Genomic DNA, 1,782 nt, shown 5'->3' with positions numbered 1-1,782 from the left:
ACGCCGGTTTTGGCGCTTCCGAGGCCCAAGAGCGCTCCCTGCGGATTCGCCCGCGAATTCTTTCACAATCTCTGGAGCGTGGGAGCCAGAGAGGTTCTTATTATTCGGCAACAACAAAATTAGAACACTACCCCGGTGAAAACGCGAACTGCATCATTGGTGTGGTGAGCGCGGTTGCTTATCAGGATGCACCCAGCGCGGCGTACCCAACAGGCTCCGAAACACTCCGCGGCGCGGAGCTTCCGCGTTCCCACGCGGCGCGTGGGAACGAGAGGAAATCCTGATAATCTTGTTAATCCTGTACGATTAGAAGCCTGCAATGAGTATTCAGCCCAAAGATGTGATGGGCGTCTGTCTGCCCCGTCCCTGGGACGGCAGACAGATGCCGGCATAACAGACACTCACCGGGTTCCGCATATCCGGGAACCACGAGGTCGGACCATGCAACTGCACAAAAACCGCCAAAGACTCCGGACGATCTTGATCGGACTCCCTGCCCTGGTGCTCGGTATTGGCTGGGCTGTCTCTATTGCCCTGGCGGAACAAAGCAACGGGGACACCGCCACAAACGACGCTGTGACCAACCCAGGGCCTCAAGACCCCCCAACCGTAGTCACAGGCTCCGAAGACACCGTTGACATCCGGATCGGCATTACCTTGGAAGAATACGCGGCCGGTCTCAAGCGGCGGGAGCGGGAGGTCACCGAGGAGCTGAAACAGGCCCAAGCCGAGGAACGCCGAATCCTGGAGGCCGAGAAAACGGAGCTCGAACGCCGATTGGCGGATACCGCAGCCAGCTACCAGACCCATATCGAAGAGCTGAAGAAACGCATTGCTCAACTGGAGACCAGCCGCGGCGAGGTCCCGGACGACCTGCTGGATCAGGTCCTCGCCGCCCTGGTCCAGGGTGACTCGGATAAGGCAGACCAGCTCTTGGCCCAGTTCGAGGTTCTGCCCGGGGTATCCGCACTCACTGCCGCCGAGGCCGCCTATCAACGCAGCCAGGTCGCCTGGGACGAACTCCGTTATCAGGAGGCCTACAAACACGCTCAGCGGGCCGTGGAGCTTGCGCCGGATAATAGCCGCTATCTCATAGGCGCAGCCCTATTACCATGGAGACTCGGTGATTACGGGATTGCCAAGGACTACTTGGAGCAAGCATTGGCCGGCGATCTCGAACGCTATGGCGAGGACCACCCCAATGTAGCAATAGACCGCGGAAATTTGGGAATGGTCTGGTATGCCCTCGGTGAGTACCAAAAGGCCATCGGCTATTACGAGCAGGCCTTAGCCAGTCATCTCCAGACCTACGGCGAGGATCATCCCGATGTGGCGATACGCCGCAATAACCTGGGATTGGCCTGGCAACGGCTCGGCGATTACCAACAAGCTATCGGTTACTACGAACGGGCCTTGCCGATTGCCGAGCGCAGGCTCGGCCGAGAACATCCCCACACCCGGATCATTCGGCACAACCTGACCGCTGTCCGGACCGGGCAGATCGGGAATCGGTAGGATTCTCTCGTTCCCACGCGCCGCGTGGGAACGCGGAAGCGACCCGCCGCGGAGTGTCTCGGAAGCTCGTAGCCGCTGACGCCGGACGCACGATCAGGGTCAGATCCGCATGGCCGCGCTCCAGCTCGGTTCACCATCGCCCACCGGGCTGACCTCGGAGAAGTCCCATTTCAGTACCAAGTATCGGTTGTGCCCGGCGGTGGGATTTTTGCCGATGGCAAGTCCCCCGAACAGCTGCTCGAACCGATCCGCCTGGTTGAGATCGTA

Annotated in this window: 3 protein-coding genes; 2 read left to right on the top strand and 1 reads right to left on the bottom strand. The window is 60.1% G+C overall.

Annotated elements, in window-relative coordinates:
* Together BQ17_RS22870 and BQ17_RS16015 are read left to right on the top strand one after the other, a co-directional pair.
* Nucleotides 1-284 (top strand): hypothetical protein (locus tag BQ17_RS22870; RefSeq protein WP_218068310.1); only part of this gene is annotated, 284 nt, incomplete at its 5' end.
* A 157-nt stretch (nt 285-441) separates the two neighbouring features.
* The gene (locus BQ17_RS16015; RefSeq protein WP_176722473.1) at nt 442-1,515 is read left to right on the top strand and encodes a tetratricopeptide repeat protein; all 1,074 of its coding nucleotides are present in this window, start codon (nt 442-444) and stop codon (nt 1,513-1,515) included.
* A gap of 99 nt (nt 1,516-1,614) precedes the next feature.
* Here the strand turns inward: BQ17_RS16015 and BQ17_RS25035 are convergent.
* Nucleotides 1,615-1,782 (bottom strand): AAA family ATPase (locus BQ17_RS25035; RefSeq protein ID WP_176722472.1); only part of this gene is annotated, 168 nt, incomplete at its 5' end.

The sequence above is a fragment of the Candidatus Thiosymbion oneisti genome (genome assembly GCF_900092655.1).
GTDB lineage: Bacteria > Pseudomonadota > Gammaproteobacteria > Chromatiales > Chromatiaceae > Thiosymbion > Thiosymbion oneisti.
The sequence above is the reverse complement of the archived record's forward strand: the minus strand, read 5'-3'. Positions and strand labels throughout refer to the sequence as shown.

Excerpts from the sequence above, each read along its gene's own strand:
- BQ17_RS16015 (WP_176722473.1), top strand. The coding sequence starts at position 442 with ATGCAACTGCACAAAAACCGCCAAAGACTCCGGACGATCTTGATCGGA.